General features: G+C 59.9%; 30 protein-coding genes and 1 pseudogene. 12 read left to right on the top strand and 19 right to left on the bottom strand.

Annotation, left to right across the window (positions count from 1 at the left end):
• Nucleotides 1-6: 6 nt before the first annotated feature.
• The 10 genes from ABQ278_RS12275 to ABQ278_RS12230 all read right to left on the bottom strand — a co-directional run bounded on the left by ABQ278_RS12275 (nt 7) and on the right by ABQ278_RS12230 (nt 6,527).
• Nucleotides 7-309 (bottom strand): phage tail assembly protein, encoded by a 303-nt coding sequence (locus ABQ278_RS12275; RefSeq protein ID WP_349319852.1) that lies wholly within the window; start codon nt 307-309, stop codon nt 7-9.
• A gap of 65 nt (nt 310-374) precedes the next feature.
• On the bottom strand, nt 375-884 hold the full coding sequence (locus ABQ278_RS12270; RefSeq protein WP_349319851.1) for a phage major tail tube protein: 510 nt from the start codon (nt 882-884) through the stop codon (nt 375-377).
• 25 nt (nt 885-909) lie between these two features.
• Nucleotides 910-2,052 (bottom strand): phage tail sheath subtilisin-like domain-containing protein, encoded by a 1,143-nt coding sequence (locus ABQ278_RS12265; protein WP_349322160.1) that lies wholly within the window; start codon nt 2,050-2,052, stop codon nt 910-912.
• Nucleotides 2,053-2,059: 7 nt separating this feature from the next.
• Nucleotides 2,060-2,392 (bottom strand): GPW/gp25 family protein, encoded by a 333-nt coding sequence (locus ABQ278_RS12260; protein ID WP_349319850.1) that lies wholly within the window; start codon nt 2,390-2,392, stop codon nt 2,060-2,062.
• Between the two features lie 5 nt (nt 2,393-2,397).
• Complete coding sequence (locus ABQ278_RS12255; RefSeq protein WP_349319849.1) at nt 2,398-2,970, bottom strand: phage baseplate assembly protein V; 573 nt, start codon at nt 2,968-2,970, stop codon at nt 2,398-2,400.
• A gap of 63 nt (nt 2,971-3,033) precedes the next feature.
• Nucleotides 3,034-3,267, bottom strand: a complete 234-nt coding sequence (locus tag ABQ278_RS12250) for a hypothetical protein (protein ID WP_349319848.1) — start codon at nt 3,265-3,267, stop codon at nt 3,034-3,036.
• A gap of 12 nt (nt 3,268-3,279) precedes the next feature.
• A complete protein-coding gene (locus ABQ278_RS12245) occupies nt 3,280-5,127 on the bottom strand; it encodes a hypothetical protein (RefSeq protein ID WP_349319847.1) in 1,848 nt (615 codons plus the stop codon).
• Nucleotides 5,124-5,474 carry a phage tail protein I gene (locus tag ABQ278_RS12240; protein WP_349319846.1) on the bottom strand — a complete coding sequence of 117 codons (351 nt, stop codon included), beginning with the start codon at nt 5,472-5,474 and terminating at the stop codon, nt 5,124-5,126. Before ABQ278_RS12240 ends, ABQ278_RS12245 begins: the two co-directional genes overlap by 4 nt.
• Nucleotides 5,425-5,658 carry a phage tail protein I gene (locus tag ABQ278_RS12235; protein ID WP_349319845.1) on the bottom strand — a complete coding sequence of 78 codons (234 nt, stop codon included), beginning with the start codon at nt 5,656-5,658 and terminating at the stop codon, nt 5,425-5,427. Before ABQ278_RS12235 ends, ABQ278_RS12240 begins: the two co-directional genes overlap by 50 nt.
• The gene (locus ABQ278_RS12230; RefSeq protein ID WP_349319844.1) at nt 5,655-6,527 is read right to left on the bottom strand and encodes a baseplate J/gp47 family protein; all 873 of its coding nucleotides are present in this window, start codon (nt 6,525-6,527) and stop codon (nt 5,655-5,657) included. The genes ABQ278_RS12235 and ABQ278_RS12230 overlap by 4 nt, the downstream gene beginning before the upstream one ends.
• Nucleotides 6,528-6,684: 157 nt before the next feature.
• On the opposite strand from ABQ278_RS12230, the gene ABQ278_RS12225 reads away from it, so the two are divergent.
• The 8 genes from ABQ278_RS12225 to ABQ278_RS12190 are packed head-to-tail and all read left to right on the top strand — an operon-like array spanning nt 6,685 to nt 11,589.
• Nucleotides 6,685-7,026: a hypothetical protein gene (locus ABQ278_RS12225; protein WP_349319843.1), complete on the top strand. Its 342-nt coding sequence runs from the start codon at nt 6,685-6,687 to the stop codon at nt 7,024-7,026.
• Nucleotides 7,023-7,157, top strand: a complete 135-nt coding sequence (locus ABQ278_RS12220; RefSeq protein ID WP_349319842.1) for a hypothetical protein — start codon at nt 7,023-7,025, stop codon at nt 7,155-7,157. The genes ABQ278_RS12225 and ABQ278_RS12220 overlap by 4 nt, the downstream gene beginning before the upstream one ends.
• Nucleotides 7,139-7,846, top strand: coding sequence for a peptidoglycan-binding protein (locus tag ABQ278_RS12215; protein ID WP_349319841.1), 708 nt, complete (start codon nt 7,139-7,141; stop codon nt 7,844-7,846). Before ABQ278_RS12220 ends, ABQ278_RS12215 begins: the two co-directional genes overlap by 19 nt.
• A 3-nt stretch (nt 7,847-7,849) precedes the next feature.
• Complete coding sequence (locus ABQ278_RS12210; RefSeq protein WP_349319840.1) at nt 7,850-8,215, top strand: hypothetical protein; 366 nt, start codon at nt 7,850-7,852, stop codon at nt 8,213-8,215.
• Nucleotides 8,212-8,514 (top strand): hypothetical protein, encoded by a 303-nt coding sequence (locus ABQ278_RS12205; protein ID WP_349319839.1) that lies wholly within the window; start codon nt 8,212-8,214, stop codon nt 8,512-8,514. The genes ABQ278_RS12210 and ABQ278_RS12205 overlap by 4 nt, the downstream gene beginning before the upstream one ends.
• Nucleotides 8,515-8,522: 8 nt before the next feature.
• Entirely contained in the window at nt 8,523-9,314 is a 792-nt protein-coding gene (locus ABQ278_RS12200; protein ID WP_349319838.1) for a hypothetical protein, read from the top strand.
• An 11-nt stretch (nt 9,315-9,325) separates the two neighbouring features.
• A complete protein-coding gene (locus ABQ278_RS12195; RefSeq protein WP_349319837.1) occupies nt 9,326-11,098 on the top strand; it encodes a hypothetical protein in 1,773 nt (590 codons plus the stop codon).
• Nucleotides 11,099-11,145: 47 nt separating this feature from the next.
• The gene (locus ABQ278_RS12190; RefSeq protein WP_349319836.1) at nt 11,146-11,589 is read left to right on the top strand and encodes a hypothetical protein; all 444 of its coding nucleotides are present in this window, start codon (nt 11,146-11,148) and stop codon (nt 11,587-11,589) included.
• Nucleotides 11,590-11,692: 103 nt separating this feature from the next.
• On the opposite strand, the gene ABQ278_RS12185 is transcribed toward ABQ278_RS12190, so the two are convergent.
• From ABQ278_RS12185 to ABQ278_RS12145, 9 genes are all read right to left on the bottom strand, one after another.
• Nucleotides 11,693-12,460: a hypothetical protein gene (locus ABQ278_RS12185; RefSeq protein ID WP_349319835.1), complete on the bottom strand. Its 768-nt coding sequence runs from the start codon at nt 12,458-12,460 to the stop codon at nt 11,693-11,695.
• A 64-nt stretch (nt 12,461-12,524) separates the two neighbouring features.
• Entirely contained in the window at nt 12,525-13,169 is a 645-nt protein-coding gene (locus ABQ278_RS12180) for a phage virion morphogenesis protein (RefSeq protein ID WP_349319834.1), read from the bottom strand.
• A complete protein-coding gene (locus ABQ278_RS12175; protein ID WP_349319833.1) occupies nt 13,162-13,689 on the bottom strand; it encodes a phage tail protein in 528 nt (175 codons plus the stop codon). Before ABQ278_RS12175 ends, ABQ278_RS12180 begins: the two co-directional genes overlap by 8 nt.
• Nucleotides 13,690-13,692: 3 nt before the next feature.
• Nucleotides 13,693-13,914 (bottom strand): tail protein X, encoded by a 222-nt coding sequence (locus ABQ278_RS12170; protein WP_349319832.1) that lies wholly within the window; start codon nt 13,912-13,914, stop codon nt 13,693-13,695.
• A complete protein-coding gene (locus ABQ278_RS12165; protein ID WP_349319831.1) occupies nt 13,914-14,390 on the bottom strand; it encodes a head completion/stabilization protein in 477 nt (158 codons plus the stop codon). Before ABQ278_RS12165 ends, ABQ278_RS12170 begins: the two co-directional genes overlap by 1 nt.
• A gap of 2 nt (nt 14,391-14,392) precedes the next feature.
• Nucleotides 14,393-14,683, bottom strand: a complete 291-nt coding sequence (locus ABQ278_RS12160) for a hypothetical protein (RefSeq protein WP_349319830.1) — start codon at nt 14,681-14,683, stop codon at nt 14,393-14,395.
• Between the two features lie 103 nt (nt 14,684-14,786).
• Nucleotides 14,787-15,713 (bottom strand): phage terminase small subunit, encoded by a 927-nt coding sequence (gene gpM / locus ABQ278_RS12155; RefSeq protein ID WP_349319829.1) that lies wholly within the window; start codon nt 15,711-15,713, stop codon nt 14,787-14,789.
• A 75-nt stretch (nt 15,714-15,788) separates the two neighbouring features.
• Complete coding sequence (locus ABQ278_RS12150) at nt 15,789-16,817, bottom strand: phage major capsid protein, P2 family (protein WP_349319828.1); 1,029 nt, start codon at nt 16,815-16,817, stop codon at nt 15,789-15,791.
• A gap of 50 nt (nt 16,818-16,867) precedes the next feature.
• Nucleotides 16,868-17,701 carry a GPO family capsid scaffolding protein gene (locus ABQ278_RS12145; RefSeq protein WP_349319827.1) on the bottom strand — a complete coding sequence of 278 codons (834 nt, stop codon included), beginning with the start codon at nt 17,699-17,701 and terminating at the stop codon, nt 16,868-16,870.
• A gap of 165 nt (nt 17,702-17,866) precedes the next feature.
• On the opposite strand from ABQ278_RS12145, the pseudogene ABQ278_RS12140 reads away from it, so the two are divergent.
• The 4 genes and pseudogenes from ABQ278_RS12140 to ABQ278_RS12125 form a co-directional block, all read left to right on the top strand.
• A pseudogene (locus tag ABQ278_RS12140) lies at nt 17,867-19,555 on the top strand (terminase family protein); the annotation flags it as partial.
• 118 nt (nt 19,556-19,673) lie between these two features.
• A complete protein-coding gene (locus ABQ278_RS12135) occupies nt 19,674-20,723 on the top strand; it encodes a phage portal protein (RefSeq protein ID WP_349319826.1) in 1,050 nt (349 codons plus the stop codon).
• Between the two features lie 86 nt (nt 20,724-20,809).
• Nucleotides 20,810-21,607, top strand: coding sequence for a DNA adenine methylase (locus ABQ278_RS12130; RefSeq protein WP_349319825.1), 798 nt, complete (start codon nt 20,810-20,812; stop codon nt 21,605-21,607).
• A gap of 1,002 nt (nt 21,608-22,609) precedes the next feature.
• Entirely contained in the window at nt 22,610-23,992 is a 1,383-nt protein-coding gene (locus ABQ278_RS12125; protein ID WP_349319824.1) for a hypothetical protein, read from the top strand.
• Nucleotides 23,993-24,105: the final 113 nt, after the last annotated feature.

Below are 24,105 nucleotides of genomic sequence, written 5' to 3'. Positions count from 1 at the left end.
CCTCGTCTATGCTGTCTGCAGCAAAGCCCTCTGACGCGAGTGCAGCAAAAAACCGACAATGGTGTCCACGCAGTCGGCAAAGTCACAGGCGTCCATGGCGGCGACGTCCTGCTCGGTAATCAGGGGCTGAGCGATGCGCGGGATCAGCTTGATATGCTGGTCGAAATCGCCCACCTGAAGCGTAGAAAGCTGGAGGCCACGCATCTCGCCCGGTTGTGGCTTGCGCAGGGTCAGGGATGTGATTTCGGTGTCACCGTGCTTGATGGGCTGAGACAGCGGAATCGGATCGGAAAAGACAGGGGTGGTCATGGCGTCAGGCTTTCGTCAGGAGGTGAGAGACGGCCACCTTCGAAAAGGTGGCCGGTGGGGGAGGGTTAGATGCCGAGGATGTCGCGGAGTTCGGCATTGCGATCGACGCCATCGACGATGAAGACGCCGCCGGCCAGCATGTCGATTTCGATGACGTCCTTGTTGTCGACCGACAGCTTGTAATAGGTGCAGGTGACCGTCATGCTTTGCTCACCGATCTCACCGGCCTTGGCGCTGCCTTGGTCGATTTCCTTGTGACGGCCTCGCGTGACGACCTCGACCTTGGTGTACTTGCCGGCGCTATCGTCCTGATAGGCCCCGACCCAGCGGTGCTGGACGGCATCGGCTTCGGTGGCGCCATATTGCTTGAGCACTTCGGTCAGGACGCCGCCCGCCTTGTAGGACAGCTCGATGGCTTCCTGACCGAGATCGATCTCGGCCTCGCCGTTCATGCCGGCGCCGCGATAGGCTTCCACCTTGCGGGTGAGCTTCGGCAGGGTGACCTCGGAGATGACGCCAAGGAAGCTAGCGCCATCGATGAAGAGGTTGAAGTTTTTAAGGGCTTTGGGCAGCATCGCTGTCTCCTAACGGGGTTGGGGTTTACGCGGCGAGCTGGTTGACCAGGTCGGCATAGTAGACATCGGTGATGTTGGCGTCGGCCGTCAGCGATTCGAGCGGGGCGCACGGCGTGTAGTCGTAGCTGATGGCCACCTTGCCGGCGGCGAGCGCTTCCTTGGGGTTCTTGGTCGCATCGAACCAGGCCTTCGCCCCGATGATCAGGCCCTGCGATTTCAGGCTGCGGAACATGGCATTGACCGATTTAAGGATATCCTTGATCAGGGCGGCGGTGATCGGCTTGTCGATGGCCCATTCCAGACCCTTGGCGATGCTGTCCTGAAGCACATAGTTGGTGCGGACGGCGGGCTCGAAGGCGAAGAGCGGATCATCCGAGCAGGTGCGGTTACCCCAGAACTTGAAGCCCTCATTGCGGATCAGGGTGGTGATGTCGGCATCGTTAAGCAGGGCCGCATCGGTAGCCACGCCCGCCATGTCGAAATGGACGTCCCTCGAGATCCCGGTGACGCCATTGACGCCATAGTTGGAGATCGACTTATGCCAACCGACCAGAGCGTCGATCTTGGCGCGCACGCCCAGCGCACGGGCCACGGCCTCGCCCGACCAGGCGGTGAAGTCAGGCCACAGCAGCATCAGTTCGCGCTGGCTGAAATTCGCACGGTAGAGGATGGCGGTGGAGATGACATCGCCTTGCGCCTGCGCATAGCACATGCCGCGCAGCTTTTGCGTGACGGCGGCCATGGCGGCGGTGACCGCCAGATTGTCATGACCGGGGACGCCGATGATCTTGGGTGTGACGCCCAGCTTGCCTTGCGCGGCCAGCAGCGCCTGCATGCCGGTGAGTTGACCTTGCGAGGTGGTGGTGCCGATCAGGGCGGTGTTGGTTTCAGCCAGGCTTCCGCCTTCCTCGACGCGCACCACCACAATGATCGGGTTGCACTGGTCGGCAATGGCCTGAAGCGCCTTGGCCAGCGTGCCCAGCACGCCCGCCTTGCCGATGGCGGCACTGACATCGGTGATCAGGACCGGCGTATCGAGTGGGAAGGTGGCGTCGTCGGCATCGCTGGCGATAGCGACCAGACCGATAACAGAGGTGGACGCCGTAGCGATCGGGCGGGTGCCGGTGCCGGATTCGGTGATCTTGATGCCGTGATGAATGGGCATGATGGGCCTCTTAAAGTTGGATGGATGCGGAAAACTCTTCGGGAACCGGCAGGTCGATGCGGTGGCCTTCGATATAGACGCTACCCGCGCCGGTAGCGTCCGGCAGGGTGACCTTGACCCGTGTCAGCTTGACGCGTTTCTCCCAGCGGGCGATGGCGCTGGCGCAATAGGCCGAGGCCAGCAGACGGGTGGCGGCGGTGGCCGCCATATCGATGACGCGGTGCAGGTACGAGCCATAGTCGCGGCGAAAGGTTCGGGAGCCCACGGGCGTGGTCAGGATGTCCTTGATCGACTGAAGGATAAACGCCAGACCGTCGATGGGTTTGCCCGTGGTGCGGTTCATGCCTGTCATTCAGGACCTGCCGTTTTGGCTGCGCCGGCCGTGATGCCCGCGTGTTTGTGGGATTTCAGGCTGATCGAGGTGGCCGTCACATCGTCATCGGAGTGAACCTTGCCGGTCACATCCATCTTGCCGGTCAGTTTGACATCGCCGGTCAGCTCGAAGCCGCCGGGGGCGTTGGCGATCACCTTGCCACCAGCCGCGAGGGCGAAGGTCAGGGTGTGGGTGGCGGCGTCGCAGGTGATGATCGTGCCATCCGGCATCTTCAGGACGATCTTGAGGCCATCGCCGGGGAGCGGGAAGGCATCGCACGGAATGCCGCCGATGATCAGCGCGCCCGTGATATCACCATCGGGGCACAGGACAGCCACCTGTTGGCCGACCGACAAGGGAAAATAGAGGCCGAAGAAACCGGCGAGCGTGAGCCATCGCAAGGGAGGAGAGACGATATCGCCAAACGAGACCGTGGCATGGCCATCCGCCACCGCTTCGACCTTGCCGAAGCGGATCATATCGCTGATCGTATCATGTGCATCGGCGGAGGTCTGGCTCATGCGCGCCATGATGCACCACGCGCGCATGTGCGCTACGCGGGCGGCCTGTCACAGCGCCCCTGACAGGTGCGCGGGCTTTAGGTGGGCGACTTACGCGGTGGGCTTTTTCGTGGGCGCGGGCTGGGCGGTGATGACGCCGGCCGCGATCTTGGCCGCGACACCGCTCGCCACCTCAGCGACGCGCGCCTTGGTGGCCTCGATGTCGTATCCGCCGTCTTCATCAAGGCAGGCATTGACGGGGCGTGTGTGGGTGATCTTGCCTTCGGTGAAGGTGACCTCAACGGTTTTGACTTTGGCGTCGAAAGCGCCGATGGTGGTTTTCATGAATTTTCTCCTTTAGGTCCAGGCTGCAATCATCCAAGGGACATCGATGGTGGCGGAATTGTTGGCGCGCTGATTGGCCACGGTCATGCTGGCGGTTCCGGGCGTTCCAATGATCTGGGCGAAGCTGTCAGCCCCGCCATCGAAGCTGGAAATGCGCGTGCCTGCGATAAAGAAAAACGGCGCGTTCGACAGGGCGATCGGATAGGTGATTGTCGCCGGGTTGTCGGGCGATATGGTTGACTTCATGCCGCATTGGATAATCAGGTTTCCAATTTTGAACCATGTGCCATTCCCGTTCGAACCAGCGGGAAGAACGGAGCTGGTCAGGGCAGCTAGCGCGAACGCCGCCGCATCTTTTCCGTCGAGCAGATCGGCGTCGAGGCCGGAGCCAGCCCCATCGTTGCCGGCGAACCAGACTGGGCTGCCGCCGACAGCGAGCGAGCCACCGAAATTCTGGCCGGCGGCATTGGCGGGCGTGTAGCCGAGGCGGGCGACAACATTGGCGTAGTATGACCCGTCCTGACCATCAAGGAGATCGGCGTCGAGGCCGGAGCCGGAGCCATCCACGCTGACCATTTTCCCCAGAATGTCGCCAGCGGTGTAGCTGCCGGAATTCAGAGGCGTGTATCCGAGGCGGGCGATAACATTGGCGTAGTATGCCCCGTCCTGACCATCGAGCAAATCGGCATCGAGGCCGGAGCCGGAGCCGTCAGTGGAGGCGCGCCAGACATCAGATATGTTGCCGTCGAAGACAACATTTCCCATGTCCGAGCTGTCAACCTGCATCTTCACTCGGGAGCCCGACCAGCCGATATAGATCTTATTCGTGCCTTGGCCGGCGCCGCCGCCTTGTTGAACAGGCGTGTATCCGAGGCGGGCGAGGATATTGGCGTAGTATGCGCCGTCCTGACCATCAAGCAGATCGGCGTCAAGACCGGAGCCGGAGCCATCTACCGTGAGCATTTTCGCCTTAACATCGGCTGCGGTGTAGGCCGAGGCGGCGAGATAATAGCTGCCGTGCTGGCCATCGAGCAGATCGGCATCGAGGCCGGAGCCCGCGCCGTCATTCGAGGCGCGCCAGATCTGGAAGGCCGCGACCAGGGCGGTGAAGGCCGACAGAAAGCCGGAGGGAGTGACGGCCTTGTTGGTGACCGTGCCGGCCTGCGTTTCCGCCGCCGTGGCCAGAGCCGAGACACCGGCGGCGGCTGTGGTGGCCGCATCCGTTTTTTTCACATAGTCAGCGCCCTCCAAGCCATCGAGCAGATCGGCGTCGAGGCCGGAGCCTGCGCCATCGTTGGAGGCGCGCCAGACGCCGAAGCTCGACAGCAGGGCGGTGAAAGCTGCCCACAAACCGGAGGGCGTAACCGCGCGCACCGTATCTGTGCCCGCAACGGCCTCAGCCGAGGTGGCCAGCTCGACCACGCCCTTGGTGACGGTTGTCGCGTCCGGGTTGGCGAAATTGGTGTCACCAAAGGACAGGCTGGCGGCCGTGATGGACGCGAACTGGATATCGATGGCGAGATTAAGCACCGAGGCGTCTGTCTTGACGATGATCGCGTCCGGCTGGCCGTAGAGGGCGAAGAGCGTGCCATTAGCCAGATAGAGGCCGAAGGACCGTACCGTATAGTCGTCCGAGGTCTGATCCTGCACCGTGATATGGGCGCTCTTCGAATCCGTGGTCAGGCCGGAAATCGTGGTGATTTGCTTGGTTTCGCCAGCCAGCGCTGTCAGGGTCGGCACCGGCGTGATGGCGGTGGGTGATACCCCGACCTTCGTGATGACCAGCGGCAGTGTACCGTTGGCTTGCGCGGCGGCGAGGGCGGCTAAACCGCCATTGGTGACGACGATAGACAGGCTCACGCGGCCTCCGCTGAAATCCGGGCGCTGATCACGGGGCGCGCCACGGCCTTGATGCCGATATCGCCCGTGGCCTGAAGCCCTTGTGTGAGGGTGAAGTGGGAGCGCAATGGCTTGGTGCGCTCGATTTCGCGCAGGATGGTGGCCTGATAATCGGCAGGCACCGCCCCTGACATATTGATGTTGATGACGACATCGAAGGTGTGCGGCGTGCCCTTGGGCGTGCTTTGCCACCATTCGCGGATGGCGACGGATGCGCCCAGCGCCTCGACCACGGCGCGCACAGAAGCGACCGAGCCCTTACGACGCTGGATGTAATAGGCCTGCCGGATGCGCGCGCGCTTGACCAATTCCGGCCAGTCGGGCGACCAGGGTATCGATGGAGAGCGCTCGCGCCAGCCACGGCAGGTATTGCACCGGGCAGCGATCAGGCGACCACAGATCGCGGATCGGAACCGGCAGGGCAGGGGTTTGGATGGCCGCCTCAAGGGCGCGCTCCAGATGGCTGGCGTTGGGCGGCAGGACGCTCATCATGCGGCCGTCCCCATATCGTTGAGGATAATGCCGGTGCAGTGGGCGGCCTGCGTGCTGCTGATCACCACATCAGCAGCGGGCGAAGCGATGGTGACATTCTGCACACCGGCGACACGCAGGGCTGAGCCGATACCGTTGCGGGTGATGTCACGGCCGATCTTGCGCGATTCCGCGACATAGGCATCGAGCTTGACAGCGGCCTCGGCCAGCACGGTGGCGCGATCCGGGCCGCTGAAGGTCCAGAGGCTGGCCGTGATGCTGTACTCGACGATGGTGGCGGACTGGACCGTGACGCTATCGGTCAGGGGGCGGATTTCATCGGCGGTCAGGACGCTGGCCACCGTAGCGATCAGCGGGGCGCCCGCCTCACCATCGCCGGTGCGCGAGAGGATCGAGACCACCACCTCGCCGGGGGATGGGCTGGTGGCGCTGGCATCGGCCACATCAGGATCGGCCGAGAGGGCATGATAGATATAGGCCAGTTCGGGACCGGCCACGGAATAGCTCTCTGGCGCAAGGATGATGCGCTCGCGCAAGTCATCGTCGCTCTCACCGGCAAGGCGGGTGACCTGTGCCAGCACCGCCAGATTATCGAGATCCGCGCCGGTAGCATAGGCGACCATGACCGCCATGGCGGCGTCATTGACACGCTGACGATCGAAGAGACGCCAGTGCGCGGCGGCTTGCAGAACCTTGACGGCGGGATCGCTCTCGATGGTTTCGTCAAAATCGGGCAGGGGGTCGATGACGCCGGGAATGCCGAGGCGCACGCTTTCCGCCATCTGCGCGAAGAGGGTCTCGAAACTGAGCTCTTCGACAACATCGGGAAACGGGACTTTGGACAGATCAATGGCGGTGGCGGAACTCATGCGCGCCACATTGATCCCGTGCGCCGGGGCCGCGCATCCTTAGCCACCTGTCAGGGGCGCTGTGACAGGCGGGCAAGCTGGAACCCTTCCGCCCCTAGGGGCGATGGTCAGGCCTTGACGTGCCCGAAACGGGCGGCCCGTGGAATTTCGCCCACCCATGACCAAACATGACATCTACCTTTTCTGGACGCTCAGCTTTTTCAGCGCGCTGGCGGTTGTGGTCGGCAAGCTCGGCATGATGCTCTTTGCCCTTGCCAGCGATCCACCGGAAGACCCGACGCTGGCCGCGCACTGGCGGCGCAAGCGCCTGTGGCTGACCTATTCCGAGCTGATGGCGCTGCCCGCCTTCGCCACCATCGCCATCACGGCCACGATCTATCTCAAGCTTGAACCGGTCACATCGATTCCTATCGCCATGGCGCTGGGCGCGCTGGGCTTCGGCTTCCTGCTCGATGCCGTGAAGTATCTGGCCGAAAAGAAGAAGAAGGAGCTAGCATGAGCCCCATCATCATCTGTGTGAGCGTGTTTCTGCTGATCGGCACGGCCGCCGCCCTGTTACGCGCGGCACATCACGACAAGCGCGCCACCACGCATATGAAGGAGGCGCGCACATGCAAGACGCCGAAGTAAAAACCCTGCAACGCAACCTGATTTCCAAGGGTTACCAGCCGGGCGCAGTTGACGGCAATTTCGGGCCGAAGACGCTGCACTGCCTGCTGGCTTGCGCTGCCAGTGTGCGCCAGTCGGATGCGCTCAAGGTTCATGCCGAGGCTCTGGCGCCAGCCATGCTCCGCGCCGGCATCATCGGGCGTTTCCGCATCTCGCATTTTCTGGCCAATGCCGCCCATGAAACCCGAGGCTTTACCAAGCTACGCGAAAGCACATCTTACAGTGACGCCGCCCACCTCGATGCGACCTATTCCCGCGTGAAGGGCTACAGCGATGCGCTGGCCCTCATCCGCGCCGGTTCGGTTGCCATCGCCAACCGCGTCTATGCCGATCAGCTTGGCAACGGCAATGAAGCGTCTGGCGACGGCGACCGTTATCGCGGCCGTGGCTACCTGATGCATACCTTCCGCGACAACTACGCGGAAGTCGGCAAGCTGATCGGCCGCGATCTGGTGACCGCGCCGCAATGGCTTGAAACGCCGGACATCGCCGCAAGCGCTGCCTGCGCCTACTGGAATGCGCGCACGCTGTCAGTTGCGGCCGACCGCAACGACCCTATCACCATCCGTCGCATCATCAACGGCCCGGCCAGGCTCGGCCTCGATGACTGCACGCGCGTGGCCAACCGCCTTATTGCTCTGTGGATCTAGGCCATGCCAGCGCACAGACGAAATTTCCGCGTCGAGCAAACCGAGAGCCTTCTGCCGGCCTTCTATATCCGGCCTGGTCGCGGTTCGACGCCGGTTACGCTGACGGGCTGGACGGCCAGATCGCAATGGCGCGTGAGGCTTTCAAAGCCAGAGGCCTTACTCGAGCTCACGACCGAGAATGGCGGCATCGCCATCGATGCCGACCGCCGCATCCTGAGCTACGCCATCACGGATGAACAGCGCGCAAGCCTGCTGGCAATGGCCTATTCGCGGCTTGTCTATGACACCTTTCTGATTTCGCCCACCGGCCGCCGTTACAAGGTGGTCGAGGGCGAAATCCTGCTGGTGAGATCGGTGACGCACCCATGACTGACGCTGATGATCCGTTTGAACTCCTGCCCGTGCTTGAAGGGCCACCGGGCGAACCGGGGCCGCGAGGCCTGCCGGGAGAGCCCGGACCGCCGGGTGATCCGGCCAATCGTTACGAGCACCTGCAGGCCTCACCGGCCGTTCAATGGACGGTCAATCATAACCTTGGCCGCAAGCCGCATGTGTCCGTGCGTTCGGTCGGGGGCGTCGAGGTTCTGGCCGATGTCGTTCATCAGTCGCTCAACCAACTCACCGTCAATTTTGCAGCGCCCTACACGGGCTCCGTGGACTGCCTATAGGAGGCCTCATGTCTAAATCCGTTTTGTCTGATCTCGATCTGGGCGGCACCGCCCGCATTCTGAATCTACCCGCGCCTGCGAGCGACAATGAACCGGCGCGCATGGCCGACCTCAACCGAGCGGTTGAGGGGCTGGCATGGAAGGATTCGGTGCGTGTCGCTTCGACCGCCAATATCAATCTGACCGCGCCTGGCGCCAGCATTGGCGGCATTAATATGGCGGCCAATGATAGCTTCCTTGCCAAGGATCAGACCGCGCCTGCCGAAAACGGGATTTACATCTGGAACGGCGCAGCCATTCCCGCCACCCGTCACCTTAACGCCAATACGGCGGATGAACTTGAACAGGCCGTGGTCAGTATCGAGGAAGGGGCCAGCGCCAATGCCACCTTCCGTCAGACCAGCGTCAACTTTACGCTGGGCACTGGCGCGGTGGTCTGGGCGCCCTTTGGCTCCAGCGCGGCGGCCGCCTCTGAAACCCTGGCCGGCACGATCGAGATCGCCACGCAGGTTGAGGCCGATGCGGGCACGGATGATGTGCGCGCTATTACGCCTAAAAAAATGGCGGAATGGTCCGGCCGCAAGCTGAAGGCGACCGCGCCTATTGGTGACGGCTCGGCCACGTCGTTTGCGGTGAACCACAACTTCAACACCCGTGATGTGACCGTGGGCGTTTACCGCAACAGCGGCAATTATGACGAGGTGATGTGCGACATCGAGCGCACCAACCTCAACACCGTGACGCTGAAATTCGCCGTGGCGCCGGCCGCAACCGCCCTTCGCGTTGTCATCATCGCTTAAGCAGGGGTAAAATGACCAAATCCGTTCTCAGCGACCAGGACTTCAATGGTGCGGCGCGCCTGCTGAACTTGCCGGCGCCGGTCAGCAACTCAGAGCCCGCGCGCCTGTCGGACATTGCCGGCTATATTTCCGGTACCGCCGGCGTGGGGAATGTGCTCACGCACCATCTGCCCCTGGGCGCGCTGTCGGGGTCGCGGCAATGGTATCAGGATGCGGCCCAGATCGATGGCGAGACCGGCGCGTCTTATACGCAAGTCAGTGCAGATGGCGGCAAGACAATCACCTGCCGTCTGAGCAATGTCGTCTGGTCAGGCGGCGCTGGCGTTCTTGTGCCAGCGCCGCCTGTGACAGCGTACCTGCCGACGGTGACGGGCACCTTGCAAGCGGCGTGGGGTATCACCAAGATGGTCTCGGCCTATGCCGGTGCTGCCATACAGATCAAGATTGGCGGGGTCGATACGAACTTAGGTTTCGTGGGTCAAAATCTGGATACCAGCCTGCTGACCTCTGGCACACTGTACGCCATTGTCCAGTGGTATGATCAGTCAGGCAACGGCAACCACAAGACGGCGCCGGGCAGCATCAACCAGCCTTACCTCTATTGGGAAACCGGTAGCCTACCGGTCGTCCAGCTTGCCGAGTATGGCTATTTCTCGCTGCCAGCCCTGACGACAGACCCCGCGAACACCTGCATTGTGCAGGCGGCAGCCTATTACTGGCAGGGACGCCCAGTCGACACAATCAACTGCGGCACGGCGAACCAGACCGACTTCCGCGTCGGGTGTGCCATTGGCGGCGCATCGCTTGCCATGCAGATGATCGTATCGAATACGGCTAAAAATCCGCCCAATGACGGCCTTAACAACACGAAACTCATGACCACGTGCACGCCATGTATCGTGGGCGTGAACAACAATGGGTCAGGCTCGACCGTTCGCCGCGATGGCTACACCTACGGCCTAACCGCCAATACCTCGACCACTCTAACCGGCGGGCGCACTGGGTGGTCTGGCAGTGGAACGTCTTACGGTCGTATGGATTTCTACGGCATGGTCAAATACACGGCGGCCCTGTCCTCCGGTGACGAACTTCTTGTGGCCGCATATATGCGCGACTTGTACCTGACGAATAGTTGGACGCCATCTAAGGCCATCACGGTTTGCGGTGATAGCAAGACTCAGTCTGATGCGGCGGCCGCCAACAAGTCCCTGACGAAATGCCTTCATAACGAATACGGTCGTGACCGGAGTGTCATCGTTAGAAATATTGGACTCAACGGCACCGCTATTCAGTTCAGATACGCCACGTTCCGCTTCTACTATGGTTCTGGTGGCGGCCTGTATGTCGAGCAGGGTGCGAAGAACATCCTTGTCAACTGGCTTGGCACGAATGACGTTGTGGCCAATCGCACCCTGGAGAACATCACCACGGACACCAATAACTTCTGGCATCCGGAATCCAGCGGCAATGGTTCATCATTAGCGACACAAGGCTTCTACGGCTCTGTCCAAGTCAATATCATGCCGCGAAAGGATATGTCGGCGCCACAGATAGCGGTGCGGGACAGCGTCAATGCGGCCATGGCCGCTAACACGATCGCGGGGATATCAGGCCACCATGCCAACTGTGATTTCTACAATCTGACGACATCTGGACAGCCGTTGGTTGGCTTCGCTGAAAGCAATCCGAACAGCCTGTCGGGTGACGGCATACACGAGTCTGCGGTTGCCTACGTCATCGAAGCCCCTTATCTCAAGGCGGCGATTGAAGCAGTAGCGGCTTAGTCGCGGCCCGAAGACTGCCCTTATTAACCCCTGCGGGGGGAGGCAATATGACACTTTTGGAAAAAGCCGCTGGTGGCACCATCGCCCTTCTCCTGACAGTCTGCGCATGGCTGGCGCATGACGGTCAGGTGACGGGGCTTAAGGCCGATATCGAGCTGATCAATGCCAAGGCTACGGCCTCGGTGGCGAACGCCAGCGCGTCGGTTTTGGAACTGCGACTGGCCGACGCCTCACGCGCCAGCGCGATCGAGGCGCAACTCGTCTCGCAAGGCCGCAACATAAGGAGCCTGACCGATGCAATCACCACGGAAGCGCGGGCCGATGTCGGCCTGCAAAAGCCTGTTGATCCTGACCTTAAGCGGGCTCTCATTGCTGACTATCAGCGCCTGCTCGACCTCCAAGCCAGCGCCGCCGGAAGTGGTGGAGGCGCGGCCGACCGTGCCGCCGGAATCGCGCCGGCCGTGCGAGATGATCAATCCATCACAGATTGAGACGAATGCCGACACCAGGGTGATTTTCGCTCTGGCCAATGGCAGCATTTTGGAATGTGACGGCCGACGCGAGGGCGCGGTCAGGGCCTCCGATGGAAAAACATCAGGGCATCATTGACAGCAACTCACCGGGGTAGACTTTCTTAGCGTTTGGAAATGGAAATTCCATTGCCATGACCTCAGGAATGATACTCGCTATCGAAAAGACCGAAAGGCCACCGTGAAACCGAGCAAAAACAGCTACTATTCTGCGGTTGTCGGTATTTATTGCGGCATTAAATTGCTTTCCGGACTTCTTAGCTCCCTGCGATAACATCGTCGAGATGGGTAGTATTTCGAGGAAAGCTTGAGCACCAAGCTCATCCAGCCCCCCGCTTAGAAACCACGCCGAGTGGACATTTCCAAAATTGGGTAGTCTATGGCCCATATATTCTCTGAACATTGCCATACCTAATTTCGCGCTAAATACGTCGAGGTAGGTCGAGCCGATCCCGACGGGAAGGTCACCTTTAACGACCGCGCTATTGGGAAGCAGGGGGTTGTGCGCAACAGGAACGTTGTCGGACAAGATTTCTGTAATAACTTCAGGAGCGTTGTTCATAACGCCGTCTCGAATTTTGCGTAGATCCCTCAATTCGTTCTCTGAAAGTGCGCCGCCTGCAGAAAGTCTTGCGAAAAGGGACGCAACGAGATCAACCTTGCCAGTACCGTTGTTGCAGGCCTTGCACGTGGCAAATTCCATGCCCGGCGGCCTATCTTTTTTGGTGAACATTATTTTCGGCGGCATGTGCTCCATCGTCGCCGCCGCGCCGCCACAATAGATGCAATCACTTTCCGCTTGAACTTCGAGCCGTTTTTCCGCTTTTGCCATAACGTTCTCCATCAACAGATGCATCTGTGAGGCTGAGTCTTGATGGAGGGCAAGTTCTAGGAAATCAGCCTTCGAAGTGACGCATAACGATATCGAGGACGGTCTCGCGGTTGGCCTGACTAAAGCCAATGAGCTCACGCACCGGGTGATGATCCTTGCCCTGCTGGTGTGAGTTGGCGATCTGGGCCACCTTGCCGCTAAAGCCGACCTCGAGCAGATCCGGCGAGACCTTCACGCGCATGAAGCGGGGGCCACGGATTTTCTTGAACATGGCACGCTGTTTCACGGTCAGCTTCTTCATGCGGCCAGATCCGCGGTTATCCTCGCCGGGCTCCAGCGGCAGATATCTGATGATCTTGGTGCGGTCAAAGGTACGCTCGCCGCCGGACTGGGTATCGAAGCCGATGATGGTGCGGCGGCCCATATAGGCCCAGCTCTTCATCAGGACGAGACGTGGCTGGCCAGAGCCATGGGCGGGATAGAGGAACTTGATGGCGTGAAGTGTGCGGCGCGCCTGCAGCTTTTTCTTTCGAGGCGTGTAGGGCGTGCCATCCGGGTTTTTCTGGTCGGCAATGCGCTTCGCCTGATCGCGCCGCAGCTCGATGCCGATTTTCCTGACCATGCCGCGCCGGCCGGTGGCACTCAGCTCGCGCAGCAAATCGCCGGCTATCTGGTCGAGCTCTTCGAGGGCGCGCAGATCCTCAGCCATCGACGGCAGGCTCCGGTTCGGGGTAGGGCACGATCAGATTGTCATTCTGGTCATAGATCTGCTTCAGGCGCACGCAAGGCGGCAAGCCCTGCATCAGTGCGGCCAGATCATCGTCACCGGCCAGTGGCGTCTCTTTGCGGGCCTGCAGGGTGTGGCCGCCGCCCTTGCGCGGGATGACATCGATCGCCTCGGTGAGTTTGAGCGTGATGGAGATATCAACCGTGTGTTCATCGAGGATATCGACCTCGAAGTCGAAGGCGTTGCGATCGTGGTTTTGCAAGGCCGCCACCTCATGGCTGGCCAGCCACGCCACGATCGGCATGAAGACGGTATCGGGTGGGGCCGAAAAATTGAGCACGGTGATTTCGAGGTCATAGTGATACTCGTAGCTCATATGCTCTTTGGACAGCCACGCCCTGATCTTGCCGGCGTGGGCATACATTTCGATCTTGGACGGATTGTCGACCAGGTCAGGGATGCATTTGCAAAGTAAGGCGCGGAGGCTTTTCGGCTTTTCCATGGATCAATCCCAAAGCTGGACGATTTTCATCTGCGGCACCGACTTGGTGAGCAGGTTCGGCAGAATGATCTCCTGCCCTTCGGTCAGAATGGCGCCCTGACTGGCGATGTCGCGGTTGAGCATCAGGACGGTTTCGACCACGCCGGAGGTTTGGCCCAGGGCGCGCCAGACCAGCGCATCGAGCGCCTCGCCCTGCTGTGCCTTGACGGTGATCGTTTCGGCCATCAGATCAGCTCGGAATCGACGCGGCGACAGCCGAGGATGTCGCGGATGGCGTTCAGGCCGTTGCGCTGATGATGGGCGATGGCCGACTGAACCTCCTGCTCTTTGTCGATCCCGGCCTTGGTGGCGGTGATGTCAGGGTGGGTTTCGAGCAGATCGGCCGTGGCGTAGGCGAAGACGGCGCGGCTCCAGAGCAGTTCCAATTCGGTATCGTCGCCATACTTTTCGGATTCGACGTCAGAGAGTGTGTCGCAACCTGCCTCGATCTTAAGCGCTTTCCAGTCCTTCAGGTCGCGGCTCACGGTGATGATGGCGCCGGTGATGGCCGGGATCAGGCGCGGATCTGGGATGGTGGCATTGCCGACGCGCATGGCTTTGCGGAAGGCATTGAGATCGATGGCCGGCCAGAATTCGCCAGCGGATACGGTGGCACCGGCGGGGGAGGCATCTTCAGGCGGGGAAATGACAAAACCGGACATGCTTAGATCCGCATAAATTCGATGATGCGGCCAGTCTCGTCATAGCAAACAGCCAGTCTCGCCTCGTCTTGAAGGGCCAGAAATCCGTTTATCAGCCCAACGAAGCTGGTTTCAAATCCGCCATTTCTTGCGATGCCGACCTGAATATTCGGATGATCAGCCAGTGCCTGATTGCAGCGCGGACGATGCGAAGCCATGGCCTGCATGAATTCGGGATCTAGGGCCAGCGCTTCGTTCAGGAAGGTTACGAGGCTATCGGTCTGCGAGGCTGTCTTTTTGGTCGGCACGAGCATGATGTCCTCAATTCCGGTAGGGGGGTGGGGATCGGGAACGGCAGAGGGGGGAGAAAAACCCTTGCCGTTCCGTCACCGCCCCCCTGACGCCGTGGGGCGGGAGTTAAGCTTCGCTCGTTTCCGGGGAAGCAATGGGCATTTTTTCCAGCAGCTTCATCAGGCGCTCGCGCTCCTTTTGCGTGCCGCTTTTCTTGTTGAGCTGGAAGGCGCGATCGAGGTGATGAAGCGCTTGCGCATAGGCGGCGCGCTTGGCGCCTGCCGGACCATCGGCGGCCTCTTCGATGCTATCGGCCAGACGGAGGAAGTGCAGACCAAGGGCCTTTTGCAGCTTAGCGCGGACGATATCGTTGACGTTGTTTTCGGGCGCGTCCGTCAGATCAAACGTGCGCTGAAGGACAGGAATCTGGAAGTCCTGCTTCAGGGTGACGGCGAGCAAGCCAGCGGTGGCGATTTCTTCTGCGATCAGGGTGGCGGCTGACCGCGTATAGCGCTCCGGAAGAGACAGCTTGTGCTTAAGGACATGCTCGGCCATTTCCAGCGCCATGCCGTAATCACCGATATCGAGACGCCAGACCATGATGGTGGCGAAGATTTCGTCCTGGACGGCCTTACCGGTTTCCTTGGCGGCTTCGAGGACGCCCAGCACATGCGCGTCGTAGGCATCGATCATCTGGCGCTTGGCCGCGATCTTCCGCTCAACCGACTTCTCAGCGCTCAGTTGATGCATGTGCTCGCCGAGCTGGGCGCGCAACAGATCATATTCCGTGGCTTCCGGTCCTGTTTCGGGGCGGGCAGGGGCCGTGCCGGTCGCACCGGCGGCGATGGCGGCGGCGGCGAAGACGCGGGCGCGGTGGGCTTCGACAGGGCTGAGACGACGCTGGGGCGGGGCCGCATCATCGACGACTTTCAGGACGACCGGTGCGGCGACATCTTCGATAACAGCTTCCGGCTCGCGCCCTTCCGAGATGGCGGCGTCGAGGAATTTCGCCTTATGACGTTCGGCCAGTGATCGCTTGGGAGTTTCGGACATCTTGACCTCTTAGAAGAATGGGGACGGCACTCATGCCGCCCCCCTGATCAGCCGCGAGAGCGGGGCTGGTATGGGTTAGGCGTTGTGCAGGGCGATGTTTTCGACCACGGCGACGAAGTCGAGATCTTCCAGTACGTAGGCATAGTTGCCCGACTGGTAGTCTTCGATACGGTCGCGCTTCGAGTTGTCGACGATGTTGCGACGATGCGCGCCTTCCTGCTCGTAGATCGACAGGTTGCTGTACTTGGTAATCATGATGGTGCCGGATGGGAAGTAGGGCACAATCGCTGCAGGCTTCCCGCCCAGGCGCTTGGTGGACATGATAATGTCCGTGGCGAGCTGGTTTTCCGCATCCTGAATCTGGTTGATGAGCGGGAAATACTTGTCATCGAGCAGATCGTCGGAGACCAGGACAACGAGATCAGGGTCTTTCCGGGCGTGCTCCGGCATCAGACGCAGGGCATCATAGACGAGGGCATCGAGCGTCTTGTAGTCAGCCGTGGCGGCGGTACCGTAAGTCACCTTCGTGGTGAAGCCGGCCGTGGTATCGGCGCCATCGGACAGCACCTGCGCTGGGCATTCGGTGCGGGCCTTCTGCAGCCAGCCGATATTGACGTCCTGCCCCAGCGGATAGGTCGCCTTGTCCGTCGTTGCGGCGGCCTGGACACCGTTGAACCCGACCATGATCATATCGAGGGCAATGCGCTTGACGATCAGGTTTTGGATACGGATCTGGAAGTCAGGGAACTTCGCCCACATGTCCAGCTTGGCATAGGTGATCTGCGTATCGAAGTTAGTCTGCTTACAGTCGTAGGGGCGGTTGTCGAGGCTAGACGGATCAGCCGGCGCACGGTCAGTCGTGGTGGTGTTGGTGCGGCTGGCAATGGGGCCAGAAATGCCGAGACCGATGATTTCGGCCGACTTTTCGATGACCAACGGCATGTTGATCTTGGACAGAAAATCGCTGGAGAGCTGAACCTTATCGACCAGTTTTTGCTGGATGGACGGGGCCGCGACAAACTTTACCGATGCGTCAGGCACACCATTAAGCAGCGCGATATGGCTGGTGAATTGCATAAACGCAATGCGGGTTTCGTTTCTCATCAAGAGGCTCCAAAAGGAAAGAGGTAAAGCGCGGCGGGTGTATTTTGGGGTTAGCAGTCGGCCATGATCACGCCGTCACCGCCGGACGATACCGGGCGCGGGGTGTATTTGCTGACCGGCGTCTTTTCGACCTCGGCCTTGAAGGCGGTGAATTCGGAGGTGATCTTGTCGATCTTGGCGTCGGTGGCCTTGGTTTGGGCTTCGAGCACGCCGGTAAGCTGCGAGAAGCCTTGCTGCATGACGGCGGCGAAGGCGGCCATATCGGCAGGCGGTGTATCAGGCGTGACGACGGGCGCGGGCGGCGTCTCGATCTTCGGCGCGGCGAGACCGGTGATGAAGTTCTTAAGGCCCGTCATGAAGCTTTCGGCTTCGGTGGTCGCTACGGCGGACGGTTCCAGATCGAGCGAGAATTCTTCCGGCTCACTGACGAAAGCGCCGAAAGCCTTTGCGCGCGCGGTGAATTCAAGGCGTTCGGTGCCAAGAGACGCGGGCGAATCCGTAATGGCCAGGCCACCGATATAGGCTTCGTTGGATTCCGCGAAATTCGGGTAAAGCTCAATCGAGGTGTAGAGCTTTTGGCCATTCTTGTTGAGGGCGATCAGATCATCACTGACTTCCAGCTCGGCATAGAGGCCGACGCGCTTTTCATCCTTGCCGCCAACTTGCAGGGTAACGTCCTCGGTTTTCATCGTAACGATATCGCCATAGGACTGGAAAGGCGGCTGGCCGGTGATGCCCTTAAAGTGCTCAAGGTTGATGCGCGCGGGATAGGTCTCGCGGTTGAAGTTCTTCGCGGCCTGTTTCAGCATGGTAGGATCGATCTTGCGACCGTCGATGGTGTTGCCGGAGGTGGCGATACGGACGAACTTGGTTTTCTTGGCCATAAGGCGGGCTCCTGAAGGGCGATTTCGGACCGGCGCGAATGACGCGCGTTAAAGCCCATTACCGCGCGTTCATGGGCTCGATTGGCAACCTTGGCGACCTGTCACAGCGCCCCTGACAGGCGGCACGGCTCACGCGCGCAGGGACAGGGCGCATATCGTCCGGTCATGAGTTCTGATGAGACCGTCCCCATTCCGTATGACGCCCGCCGTCAGGCACGCAGCCTGTACTGGCGCGGCTGGGGCGTGACGGAAATTGCGGACGAGCTTCAGCTTAAGCGCACTACGGTGCAGAGCTGGTGTGACCGCGACAAATGGGCCGACGCGCCGATGATGCAACGGATCGAGGAATGCGTTGCCACCAAGCTGATGACCATCGTCAGCAAGGATAAATACACAGGCTCTGATGTACGCGATATCGACCTGCTCACCCGGCAGGCGGTCAATATCGAGATCGCCAAGACCAAGGTGCGCCGATACGAGCAGCCAGACGGCCATGAGGGCGATCTCAACGAGAAGGTGGCCAACCGCAATGCGGGGCCCAAGAAAAAGCCGACCAAGAACCTGCTCGATATGGCCGCGTGTGAGAAGCTGCGCGCTGCCTTTGAGGAAGGGGCTTACGCCTTTCAGCAGACCTGGTGGGATAATCAGGGCGAGCGCATCCGCATGCTGCTCAAGAGCCGCCAGATCGGCGCGACCTACAGCTTTGCCCGCGAGCGGCTAATTCGCGCGCTGGTCACTGGCAACAACCAGATCTTCATATCGGCCAGCCGCAACCAGGCCAATGTGTTCCGCCAGTACATCGTGCAGTTTGTCGAAAAAGAAACCGGCATCACGCTCAAGGGCAACCCGCTGGTTATCGATCGCGGCACGGATGCGGACGGCAATTATCTTGAGCCGGTCGAACTGCACTTCCTCGGCACGAACTATCGCACCGCCCAGAGCTATCATGGCGATGTCATCATCGATGAGTTCTTCTGGATCTATGGCTTCGAGCAGCTTTACAAGGTTGCCTCGGCCATGGCGACCCAGAAGCGCTACACCATTACGCTGTTCTCGACGCCTTCTACCGTGGCGCATGAAGCCTATCCGATGTGGACCGGGGAGCGCTACAACCGCAAGCGCAAGAAGGGCGATCGGATCAATCTCGATGTCAGCCACGAGGCCCTGAAGAACGGGGCGAGCGGCGCTGACAGGATATGGCGCCAGATCGTCACGCTGGATGACGCGATCGAGGGCGGCTATGATCTGATTGACCGGGACGAATTGCAGCTCGAATACAGCGTCGAGGAATTCGACAACCTGTTCAATTGCCTGTTTGTCGATGATTCCGCGTCCACCTTCCCGATGTCGATCCTTCGCCCCTGTATGGTCGACAGCTACGAGGTCTGGCAGGACGTCAAAGTGCATCACGCGAAACCCTACGCGGGTGAGGTGTGGCTTGGCTATGATCCGGCGGAAAGCGCCGATGGTGACAATGCCAGCCTGATCGCCCTGGCCGCGCCAAATGGCAAGACGGGCAAATTCCGCGCGATCGAGAAAAAGCAGCTCAAAGGCATGAGCTATCAGAAGCAGGCCGAACTGATCGCGGAATGGACGCGCAAGTATAACGTCACCGAGATCGCTATCGATGTCACCGGCATGGGCGGTGCTGTCTGGCAACTGGTGAGCGGCTTCTTCCCGCGCGCGCGCCGCATTCAATACTCGCCATCGGTCAAGGCCGACATGGTCTACAAGGCCAAGAACGTCATCGAGAACGACCGCCTTGAGTTTGACGCCGGCTGGTCTGACCTCGCCATGGCGATGATGTCTATCCATGCCAAGCTGACCAAGGGCGGGCACCAAATCACCTATGTGGCGCGCCGCTCGGCCGCAACCGGCCATGGCGACCTGGCCTGGGCGCTCCTGCACGCTCTTTATTGCGAACCGCTTGAAGGCGCTGACGGCGCTAAGAAATCTACCGTGGAGTTTTCCGATGACGACGAAGAAATCAGTGAAGGCCGTAGCCACTCAGGTTATGGCCACCGAAGCGAGCGCATCAGCGCCCGCCGAGGCCGAGGTGTTCAGCTTCGGAGACGCGGAATCGGTGCTCGACCGCCGCGAGTTGCTCCAGCATATCGAGTGCTGGCACAACGGGCGCTATTACGAGCCGCCGGTAGATCCGCGCATGCTGGCGCGCGTGGCCAATGTGGGTTCGCATCATCGCTCCGCCTTGCAGGTTAAGCACAACCTTTTGTGCGAAACCTTCCTGCCCAGCCAGATCCTTACCCGCGCCGAATTCTCGAAATGGGCGATGGACTTTCTTATCATGGCTAACGGGTACCTTGAGCGCGTCGACAACATCGTCGGCCGCCCCGCCATGCTGAAAAGTTCGCTGGCCATGAACACGCGGCGAGGCCTTAAGGACGGTCAGTATTGGTTCATCAACAACCGCTTTGAGGAGCACGAGTTCAAGCAGGGCTCGGTGTTTCATTTGATGGAGCACGATATCAGTCAGGAGATTTATGGCGTGCCGCAATATCTCTGCATGCTGCAAAGCGCCTTTCTCAATGAAGCCGCGACCCTGTTTCGCCGCCGCTATTATCTCAATGGCGCGCACGCCGGCTTTGTCTTCTATCTGTCCGAGGCGTCCATGCAGGAAAAGGACGTGAATAATATTCGTGAGCAACTCAAAAAGGCCAAGGGCGTCGGAAATTTCAAGAACCTGTTCATGCACTCTCCCGGCGGCAAGAAGGACGGCGTGCAGATCATCCCTATCAGTGCAGTGGCGGCCAAGGATGAGTTCGTCGACATCAAAAACACGACGCGGGACGATGTGCTGGCCGCGCACCGCGTGCCGCCCCAGCTACTGGGCGTCATCCCTCAGACGGCCGGCGGCTTCGGTGATGTTGAAAAAGCCGAGCGCGCGTTTGTGCGGATGGAGATCAAGCCGCTGCAAAAGCGCTTCCTCGAGCTGAACGACTGGCTGGGCTTCGAGGCCGTGCGCTTTGCCGACTACAACCCGGAAAGCGGGGCAGGGGCGTAAAGCCTCTGCCGGCATCCGTTGACGCTTTTCCGCTGCCTGGTCGGCACGGGAACATTTAGCGAACAAATCAACGGAGTTCAAACCTCATGAGTGAGTTATCACCGGTTATCCCTATCCGGCCGGTAGCGGCCTACATTGGCGGCAAGAAGAACCTCTCGCGCCGGCTGGTGGCGCGCATCAACGCCATCCCGCATGAGACCTATGCAGAGGTCTTTGTCGGGATGGGCGGCGTGTTCCTGCGACGTGACCACAGGCCGAAGTGCGAGATCATCAACGACTATAGCGAGGATGTTTCGACCTTCTTCCGCGTGCTGCAGCATCACTATGCCGCCTTCATGGACATGCTGAAGTTTCAGGTGTCGTCGCGGGCAGGCTTTGAGAAGCTGACGGCCATGGCGCCGGCCAGTCTGACGGACATGCAGAGGTCAGCCCGATTCCTGTACCTTCAGAAGCTGGCCTTCGGTGGCAAGGTGGCGGGCCGGAACTTTGGTGTCAGTCTGGGGCGGCCGGCGCGGTTTGATGTGAGCAAGCTGGGGCCGGAGCTGGGCGACCTGGCCGAACGTCTGGCCGGGGTAACCATCGAGCGCCTGGACTGGTCTGAGTTCATCCGGCGGTACGATCGCGAGAGCACGCTGTTTTATCTCGATCCGCCCTACTATGGGTGCGAGGGCGACTACGGCAAGGAACTGTTCAGCCGTGACCAGTTTGCGGCCATGGCCGAGCAGCTCAGGACGATCAAGGGGCGGTTCATACTCAGCCTCAATGACCGGCCAGAGGTGCGGGCCATCTTCGCGGGCTTCGACATCGAGGACGTCAAGGTGCGGTACAGCGTGGGCGGCGTGGCCAACAGCCAGATGGCGGGCGAGGTGATCATCAGCAACTAGCCCCATAGGTGGCCGTACAGCGCCCCGATGCACCCGCGTGTGCGTCGGGGTGTTTTCGTGCGCGGAGGCCAACGGGTGGCCACGGGCGGCGGGCGGCGGCCCAAGCCAGCCAGACCCCGCGCGCCGCGCTCGTCCCCACACCTCGCCCGCTCGCTTTATATGTCGTTTTTGACGCACTTTTGGGAGAAGCCGCAGTCTTTGCAGGGCAAGCATTAGCGATAGGTTGCAGAACCGTTGGCGTGACGCAGTTTGACGCAGCCAGAAGGCCTTTTTAGAGGGCGGTTTACCATCGCCGTTCTGACCAAATTTTTCTACTTGAGGCCGTGAGTGGAACGGGTGGGAGTCGGGGATTGTCTTACCGCCCACAAAAACTGCCGGTTAATTCCACTTCGAAAAATTACTTGTATATATTTCAATAACTTATTGAATGACTTTTCGGAAGAACGGCCTCATTAGGCCGTCTTACTGAAGCCCACATTCTTAATTATCTCATTGAATTTATTACATAATATAATCTTAAAAAGTAATACTAGGTAAGAATTACAGGGAATGCGGCGGTAAGATAAAAGTAAGGCAGTTTTCCGTTTAAATTCAGACACCTAATTTCGGTAAGACGTTTCCCGCATTGCCCCCAAAGTTTGAAGAGGCAGGTTCAAAAATTCGAAACCAGCTTCATTCGCTAAATCATTCTCGCGCAGATCGACGCACGAACGCCAGCGGCGACCAGGCGTGGGCGCCGGCCGGGAACTTGTGCTTGAATAGATGGTTGGTGATCAGGCGACCGCGCGCAACTGGTATATAGGATTGTCGATCGAGCTACCGTGTGCGGGCCTTCCAAATCTGGCCCCCGCAACCAAAAACTAAAACAAAAGCAAGTGCTTACAAAAAACGGCTTTCCTCACGGGAGGCCGTTTTTGCGTGGCACACTGCTGGCACACTTTTGACGACGGTGGCACACCCGTGTTATTGTTTCCACCCTGGGTCGAACAAGGTGGGGATGCAATGCCTACGCATGAAGTTCTTGGTGGAAAAGTCCAACTCTACAGGAAGCCAAAAAGTCGATTTTGGTGGGTGGCGTCGACCGTAGGCGGTGATCGCCGGCGCGTTAGCACCAAAGAGGAAAACCTTGTCCTGGCGAAAGAGTTCGCCGAAGATTGGTTTCTGGAGCTCAGGGGAAAGTCTCGCGCTGGTGTCCTGACCAGGCGAGAGCGAAGCTTCGATGACATGGCTGACCTGTTCGAGGCGGAGTACGAACTTATCACCGAGGGTGAGCGTAGCCCCAAATGGGTGCAAGGCCACAAAGACCGCTTGCGGCTCCATTTACGCCCCTTCTTCAAAGGCATGGCCATTACGGAAATCGACTCCGGCAAGGCGCAGAGTTACCGCCTGCATCGGGCCAAACAGTTTGGCCGTCTTCCCCCCAAGGGGCCGGATGGTGAATATGTGCGGCCGCCGAAGCCTCCGTCTCGCAGTACCATCCATGATGAGATAGGCACGCTGTCTCTCGTTCTGCAAACGGCCTACCGGCATCGCAAGATCCACGGCGTACCGGATTTATCGCCACCCTATAGGCAACAAAAGAAAATCATCCATCGCCCCTGGTTCACCCTGGCTGAATATAAGCAACTCTATAAAGCCGTTGCCAAGGCGACGCGCGAAGCGCCGGAGCGCTACAAATATGCCTATGAGCAGCTTTACGACCAGATCCTCATCCTGGGAAACACCGGCCTGCGGCCTGACGAAGCGGCGAGGTTACAGCACCGGGATGTGACGATTGCGCACGACCGGGACACCGGCCAGAAGATTCTAGAAATCGAGGTCAGAGGCAAGACCGGCTATGGGCCGTGCAAATCGATGCCTGCCGCTGTAAAACATTACGAACGCCTGCTGGCCCGACCAAAGCAGGGGCCCAGTGGCCGCGCGAAGGACCGCAAACGCTATGAGACGCTTGCCGCGATAAAGGCGGAAGCCGGCAAGCTCTCCCCATTGAGGCAGAAGCAATTAGACGCGCTTGCGCCGCTCTTCGGTGAAAACGGCACCCTCAATAACCTTGAATATGCCAAACCCGCTGATTTGCTGTTCCCCTCAAACCATACCGACATCTTCAATGACATCCTGGTCAAGGAAGGCCTCAAATATGATCGTGAAGGCCATCCCAGAGTGCTTTACAGCCTGCGTCACACCTATATCTGCCTGCGTTTACTCGATGGCGCGGACATCTATCAGCTTGCCAAAAACTGTCGCACCTCAGTCGAAATGATCGAGAAGCATTATGCTGTCCATTTGAAAAATGTCATCGACGCCGGCGCGATCAATGTTCGTAAAACCAGGCGGCGCAGCCGTCCGGATACAAGCACCTTTACCGAATTGTCGGACGGGGAATAAGTCAGTCCACCTGGCGCTCGTCCGACTAATGGCGGCCTTTACCGCCATAGCCCAGCAGCCGCCCCGCGTGGCTGCATTTGCGCGTCGCACGCCGACGGACGCAAATGGGTTTA

Source organism: Asticcacaulis sp. MM231 (genome assembly GCF_964186625.1).
GTDB lineage: Bacteria > Pseudomonadota > Alphaproteobacteria > Caulobacterales > Caulobacteraceae > Asticcacaulis.
This window is presented reverse-complemented; position numbering and strand designations above follow the sequence as displayed.